Source organism: Streptomyces sp. T39 (assembly GCF_008042045.1).
Lineage (GTDB): Bacteria > Actinomycetota > Actinomycetes > Streptomycetales > Streptomycetaceae > Streptomyces.
In genome coordinates this window covers 1-5,351 of record NZ_RDBP01000073.1, presented here as the reverse complement: position 1 = coordinate 5,351, position 5,351 = coordinate 1, and the positions used below count along the sequence as shown (strand labels likewise).

General features: G+C 70.9%; 13 protein-coding genes. 11 read left to right on the top strand and 2 right to left on the bottom strand.

All coding sequences use genetic code 11. The features are described 5' to 3' along the window. A partial coding sequence (locus EAO77_RS35240) for a type II toxin-antitoxin system Phd/YefM family antitoxin (protein WP_147992402.1) occupies window positions 1–160 on the bottom strand: 160 nt, incomplete at its 3' end. A 216-nt stretch (window positions 161–376) separates the two neighbouring features. Continuing rightward, a complete protein-coding gene (locus EAO77_RS35235; RefSeq protein ID WP_147992401.1) occupies window positions 377–1,117 on the bottom strand; it encodes a GntR family transcriptional regulator in 741 nt (246 codons plus the stop codon). 168 nt (window positions 1,118–1,285) lie between these two features. Here EAO77_RS35235 and EAO77_RS35230 point away from each other — a divergent pair, with 168 nt between their 5' ends. From EAO77_RS35230 to EAO77_RS35180, 11 genes are all read left to right on the top strand, one after another. Further along, window positions 1,286–1,783, top strand: coding sequence for a DUF6907 domain-containing protein (locus EAO77_RS35230; RefSeq protein WP_147992400.1), 498 nt, complete (start codon window positions 1,286–1,288; stop codon window positions 1,781–1,783). Next, the gene (locus tag EAO77_RS35225; RefSeq protein ID WP_147992399.1) at window positions 1,780–2,043 is read left to right on the top strand and encodes a hypothetical protein; all 264 of its coding nucleotides are present in this window, start codon (window positions 1,780–1,782) and stop codon (window positions 2,041–2,043) included. The genes EAO77_RS35230 and EAO77_RS35225 overlap by 4 nt, the downstream gene beginning before the upstream one ends. Next, window positions 2,040–2,399, top strand: a complete 360-nt coding sequence (locus EAO77_RS35220) for a DUF6907 domain-containing protein (RefSeq protein ID WP_147992398.1) — start codon at window positions 2,040–2,042, stop codon at window positions 2,397–2,399. Before EAO77_RS35225 ends, EAO77_RS35220 begins: the two co-directional genes overlap by 4 nt. Before the next feature lie 193 nt (window positions 2,400–2,592). After that, window positions 2,593–2,844 carry a hypothetical protein gene (locus tag EAO77_RS35210; RefSeq protein ID WP_147992396.1) on the top strand — a complete coding sequence of 84 codons (252 nt, stop codon included), beginning with the start codon at window positions 2,593–2,595 and terminating at the stop codon, window positions 2,842–2,844. Beyond that, window positions 2,841–3,716 carry a DUF2637 domain-containing protein gene (locus EAO77_RS35205; RefSeq protein WP_147992395.1) on the top strand — a complete coding sequence of 292 codons (876 nt, stop codon included), beginning with the start codon at window positions 2,841–2,843 and terminating at the stop codon, window positions 3,714–3,716. Before EAO77_RS35210 ends, EAO77_RS35205 begins: the two co-directional genes overlap by 4 nt. Beyond that, window positions 3,713–4,015, top strand: coding sequence for a hypothetical protein (locus tag EAO77_RS35200; RefSeq protein WP_147992394.1), 303 nt, complete (start codon window positions 3,713–3,715; stop codon window positions 4,013–4,015). Before EAO77_RS35205 ends, EAO77_RS35200 begins: the two co-directional genes overlap by 4 nt. A gap of 74 nt (window positions 4,016–4,089) precedes the next feature. Continuing rightward, window positions 4,090–4,281: a hypothetical protein gene (locus EAO77_RS35195; RefSeq protein ID WP_147992393.1), complete on the top strand. Its 192-nt coding sequence runs from the start codon at window positions 4,090–4,092 to the stop codon at window positions 4,279–4,281. An 85-nt stretch (window positions 4,282–4,366) separates the two neighbouring features. Beyond that, complete coding sequence (locus EAO77_RS35190) at window positions 4,367–4,546, top strand: hypothetical protein (protein WP_147992392.1); 180 nt, start codon at window positions 4,367–4,369, stop codon at window positions 4,544–4,546. Window positions 4,547–4,563: 17 nt separating this feature from the next. Continuing rightward, on the top strand, window positions 4,564–4,731 hold the full coding sequence (locus EAO77_RS39090; RefSeq protein WP_187283551.1) for a hypothetical protein: 168 nt from the start codon (window positions 4,564–4,566) through the stop codon (window positions 4,729–4,731). After that, complete coding sequence (locus tag EAO77_RS35185) at window positions 4,731–4,925, top strand: DUF6257 family protein (protein ID WP_147992391.1); 195 nt, start codon at window positions 4,731–4,733, stop codon at window positions 4,923–4,925. Before EAO77_RS39090 ends, EAO77_RS35185 begins: the two co-directional genes overlap by 1 nt. Continuing rightward, window positions 4,922–5,074, top strand: coding sequence for a pRL2-8 (locus tag EAO77_RS35180; RefSeq protein WP_147992390.1), 153 nt, complete (start codon window positions 4,922–4,924; stop codon window positions 5,072–5,074). Before EAO77_RS35185 ends, EAO77_RS35180 begins: the two co-directional genes overlap by 4 nt. Window positions 5,075–5,351: the final 277 nt, after the last annotated feature.

Sequence of the window (5,351 nt, the reverse complement as noted above, 5' to 3'; positions counted from 1 at the left end):
GCCGCAGGCTTTCGAGTCGTTCCAGGTCAGCGGCGGAGACGAGCGCCACGAGGGGCTTGCCGTGGCGGGTGACGACGACGCGCTCCCCGCCGTAGACGACGCGGTTGATCAGTTCGGCGAGCTCTGCGCGGGCTTGCGTCACCGGAATCTCGTAGGCCATGCTCCCCAGCTTACGGGGCGTCCACAGACGGGGCCGTGCGTCCACAGCCGCTGAAAAACCGCACGTCAAAGGGGGTCTGAGCCACCCTTATTCAGTGAGTCCGTGAGACGTCTGTGAGACGCGGCTACCGGCTCTTGCTGGGGAGCTTGGCAAGCGGAAGGATGCGAGAGGGGCCCCGCTCATCTGACCTGAGCGGGGCCCCTCTCGTATTTGCGGCTACGGCTTCTCGCCCTCCACCTGCCACAGGCCTGGGGCGTAGACGTCTTCCCATACCTCGAGCGGCCCCTCGTCGTCATGGAACACGTTGAGCAGGACCAGAACAGGAACGGCCGCCGTCTCGGGTACGTGGACATCCAGCATGTCCAGTTCGTTGTCTGCGGCCAGCCTTGCCGTTCTGCGCTCCGGCGACTTCGTGGTCTGACGGCCGGTCCGTTCCCTGTAAAGCTCCTGCCAGAAGCGGTCAAAGGGCTGCGCCTGGAGCAGCTCAGGCACGCTCACAAGTGCCCGGATGTGGATGCACGAGAGCGCGGCAACGGCCGGCTTGCCGTCCCTCAGGAAGACCCGGCTGCGGACTACAACTTCATCGCCCAGCTCGACACCGAGGGCATCAGCGACCAGAGGGCTGGAGCAAGAGCGAAGTTGGGCGGTGTGGTTGATCGAGGTCTCGCCGGGGGCGTACAGCTGCCCAGTGCGGGCGATGCGCTGCAGCCTTGCGGCCCCCGTGGTCGCAACTCGCGGCTGCTCGGCAACGACCGTCCCTGACCCGGGCCGCGGCGTGGTCAGCCCTTCGTCCTTGAGCAGCCGGTAGGCACGGTTCGCCGTGGTGATGCTGACGCCGAACTGCTTCTGCACCTGACTCATGGGCGGCATGGTGTCGCCGGCCTTGAGGAGTCCGTCCTCGATCTGCTTGCGGTAGTACGCAGCGATGTCTGCGTACCCAAGACCGTCTCTCTCCATGGTTCACACCTCTCTCCGTGTGTAGCGCTCCGGTAATTCTCAAGATACTTCGTAGAGCGCTTGACGTCAGCAAGTAGAGCGCTCTACTTTCGAGACATGGGAAAGCCCCGCCGGTGCCGCACACCGAACGGGGCTTCGGAACGAACCCTGCATGAGAGGGGCCGAACCATGGCAATGACCCTACCCAACCCCGTCATCTCCTTCACGGGCATCCTCAGCAAGCTGACGCCGAAGCCGCGCCGCAGGGCGCAGGCCGTCCGCCGGGCCGCCGCGACCACGACCCGTCTCGTGCCCGCCCTGTTCGGGCCGGCCGACCGCCCGCAGACCGCGTTCATCGAGTGCCCCGCCTGGTGCGCCGCCGACCACATGGACCGGATGGAGCACTTCGACGACATCGACCACTACTCGGAGCGCGTCAACGTGGCGCACGTCCACTCCTTCACCCTCGACTGGGACCACTCCGAGCTGGAGTCGTTCATCTCCGCCGACCCGGCCGCGAACGACGAGCGGATCCGGCAGACGCACATCCGGTTCGGTGACGGCTCGGGCGAGGACGCCTACCTGACGGCGGACGACGCCGACCAGCTGGCGGACGAGTTCATCCGGTTCGCCGCCCGGCTGCGCGACCAGGCCGCGATCGTCCGCGCCCACAAGGCCGGCCAGTGAGCGCCGCCGAGCAGCGGAAGCTGCTGGAAGCCGTCCTCGAGGCGCTCGCCATCCCGCACCCGGCCACCATCGGCGACGGCCCGGCGCACGCCGAGGTTCTCGCCGACCGCGTGATGCACGCCCGGATCGCCCTGGAGAACGTCCTCCAGCGGAGCGACGACGCCGGGTGGTCCGCCGACTACCTCCGCAGCAAGCTCGCCGAGCACCCGCCCACCGGCTACCGCCACTACGGCGCGCCGAGGACGGGGGCCGGCCAGTGAGCGCCCGCACCGTGACCGTCCCGACGCTCGACATCGGGGACGTCCTCGTCCCGGCACCGGCCTGGTGCGCCGGCCACGACGAAGCGCCCGGCCTGCTGGTCGACCTCACCCACCGCGGCGCCGAGCAGCTGCTCGGCACCAACGAGTTCACGGTCGGCATGGCCCAGTTCACGCAGCACCCGTACAGCCCGCGGGACCGGTCGACGGGGCTGTTCATCGAGCCGACCGGCGACCCGGGGACGCTCGGCCCTAGTGAGGCGGACCTGTACGCGGCGGCGCTGGTTGAGGCCGCTGGGCAGGTTCGGCAGATGGCCCGCTGGCTGGCCATCATCCGCGGCCCGAAGGGCGGTGCGTGATGGGTACCGCCCTGGTCCGGCGGCCCACTGAGGACGCTGCACTGAGCGCGGCCTGCCGGACTCTGCGGCCCCTTCCTCAGATCCCGATGATCCTTGCGGACCTGCTGGCCGCCAATCGGGCGGGCGACAGGCGCGGCGTGAACCTGTGCGCGCACTTGGCTGCGCGCGCCTCTCTCGGACAGGTGGGCGAGTGATGGGGTTCCGTACCCGCGTCCGCGACGCCATGTACGACGCCATGACCAACCCGGACGGGTCGCCCGCGTCCGCGCGCCGCGCCACCCAGGCCGCCGCCGTTCTCGCCGACACCGCCGCCGACCACAGCACCATCGCCGCCTACGCGGTCGCCGGCCTCGGCGCCGCCGCCGTCGCCGCCGAAGGCGCCCTCTCGAACTACGTCTACCCGCCCGGCAACTACGCGGGCTTCGATCAGGAGAACACCCCATGAAGACGTTCGACCCATCCCGCGCGCTGGCCATCGCGGCCGGCGTGGTCATCATCAGCCTGACGGGCGCCGCGTTCTGGCTGTCCTACGCACACCTCGCCGAGGTGGCCTTGAGCCACGGACTCGGGAAGGCGGAGGTGCGCGCCTGGGCGTGGCCGGCCACCATCGACCTGTTCATCGTCGCGGGCGAGATCATGTGGCTTCGCGCGGCGCTCGCCCACCGGGTCGACGCTTGGGCCATCGTCCTGACGGCGGTCGGGTCGCTCGGCTCGATCGTGCTCAACGTGGCCGGGGTGACCGGTTCCCGTGACCCGTCCGCGGTCCCGCTGCTGGACTACGTCGTCGCCGCGGTGCCGCCCACTGCCGCACTGCTGGCGTTCGGGGCACTGATGCGACAGGTTCACCAGGCCCTCGCCGGCCGGACCGAGACGGCCGGGACGGTCACCCCTGCGCCGCCCCTCACCATCAGCGTCGACCGCCCCGAGGTGCCCACCGACACCCCGGTCGAGGTGCCCGCTGTCGAGGAGGCACCCCTGCGTCCGGAGCTGACCGCCCCGACCGTGTCGCCGCTGGTCATCTGCGGTGACCAGCAGGTGTGGCACCCCGAGGTACCCGCCCGCGAGGACGACGAGGAGGTGACCGGCGCTGGCGTCAAGCGGTTGCCGACCGAGGCCGCCTCCAACGTCATCCGCGCAGCATGGTTGACGGGCACCTCGGTGACGGAGACGGCCCGCCAAGCCACCCGCAGCACCTCCTACGTGAAGAAGGTATTCGCCCGCCTCGACGAGGAGCGGCAGCAGGCCGACATCGAGTTCCTCGCCAAGAGCGCCGCGCCCTGGAACTGGGCCAAGGGCACGGAGGTGCCGTCCTCATGAGCGACCTGGAGAAGCCCACCGGCGACGAGCTGACCGCGCAGGCACTCGCGATGCTCCGCGCGCAGGAGATCCTCCGCGCCGAGCAGGCCCCGGCCCAGCCGCCGGCCCCCATCCGGCAGGTCAACGTCGGGCAGTGGGTCGCCCTCGGCATCGGCGGAGCCCTCGCCCTCACCCCGCTCGCCATGGCCGCCGCGATGCTCGCCATCGCCCTCGGCATCAGCGCCGTCGCCCTCACCATCTGCGTCCTCGTGCTCCGCGGCATGTGGACCGACGCCCAGAAGGGCCGTCGGCGGAACTGACGGCTGCCCGCGGCGCCCAGCCCCGGCTGGACGCCAAGGGGAGCCGGGACAGACCCGGACCAGGAAGGACCCCCATGCCCAGCAATGCCGACCTTGCCGCCCTGACCGTGAACCTCGACCGCAAGGCCGACGAGGCCGTCCGCGAGTCCGGGCCCGGCAGCGCCCACGCCCAGCACGCCCAGGAGATGGCCGACATCGCCCGCACCGCCGCCACCCGGCAGGGCGTCACCGCCACCGACCTCGCCGCCGCCCGCCGCCAGGCCTGACCGGATGCCTGCGGCCCCCGTCCCGCACGGGGGCCAAGGAGAACGGCCAAACCCGAACCACCACCCGACCCGAGAGGAATCCCGCATGGGCCTGTTCAGCCGGAGTCACCGCCCCAACGAGGCTTTCGAGCCCCCCGAGGACGGCGGATACCCCGTCGTCGACCCGCACGGCAACGTCAGCTCCTGGCACGACACCAAGGCCGCCGCGAAGGCCGAAGCGAAGCGCCTGAACGCCGCCATGGACGCCGCGAACCAGAACCGCTGACCAGGGAAGGGACCTACATGACCAGCCACGAGTACCGCCAGCGCGCCGAGTTCCTGCTGAACCGGCCCCGTGTTACCCCGAGCGAGATTGCGCAGGCCGACGTTTGGGCCCGCCTCGCCCAGGCCGCGGCCGTCGCCGAGGCCGCCGAGATCGCCGCCCGCACCCGCGCCGCGGACCTCGTCTGATGGCCCGCCAGCAGGACGAGCCCCAGCTCACCGTGGGCGAGAAGCTTCGCGTCGCTGCCCTCGTCGCCCGCATGGCCAAGCGCGGCCTCGCCGACGACCGCATGTCCGGCGGCCGCGTCCACCAGGGCGACCTCGAGCGCCGGGTGGACCGCATCGTCGAAGGCGCCCGCAAGCGCCAGGAGAAGCAGCGGTGAGCCGCGACGCATGCCCGCAGTGCGAGGAGCACGCCCGACTCCACTCCGGGAACTGGCTCGGACTCGGCAAGGACAACGCCCCCTGCCCGCCGTGCGAGGACCACGCCAAGAACGGATGCCCGGACCGCCGAAAGGCCCGCTGGTGGTGACCCGGGAGCACCTCACGTAGCTCCACCCCGGGGCGGCCGCTCCTCGGCCATGACGATCGGCCGCCCCGGGCCCCTGACCACCCAACGAGCAGCAGGGACACCCATCATGACCGACACCGACACCCTGGCACGACACCAAGGCCGCCGCGAAGGCCGAAGCGAAGCGCCTGAACGCCGCCATGGACGCCGCGAACCAGAACCGCTGACCAGGGAAGGGACCTACATGACCAGCCACGAGTACCGCCAGCGCGCCGAGTTCCTGCTGAACCGGCCCCGT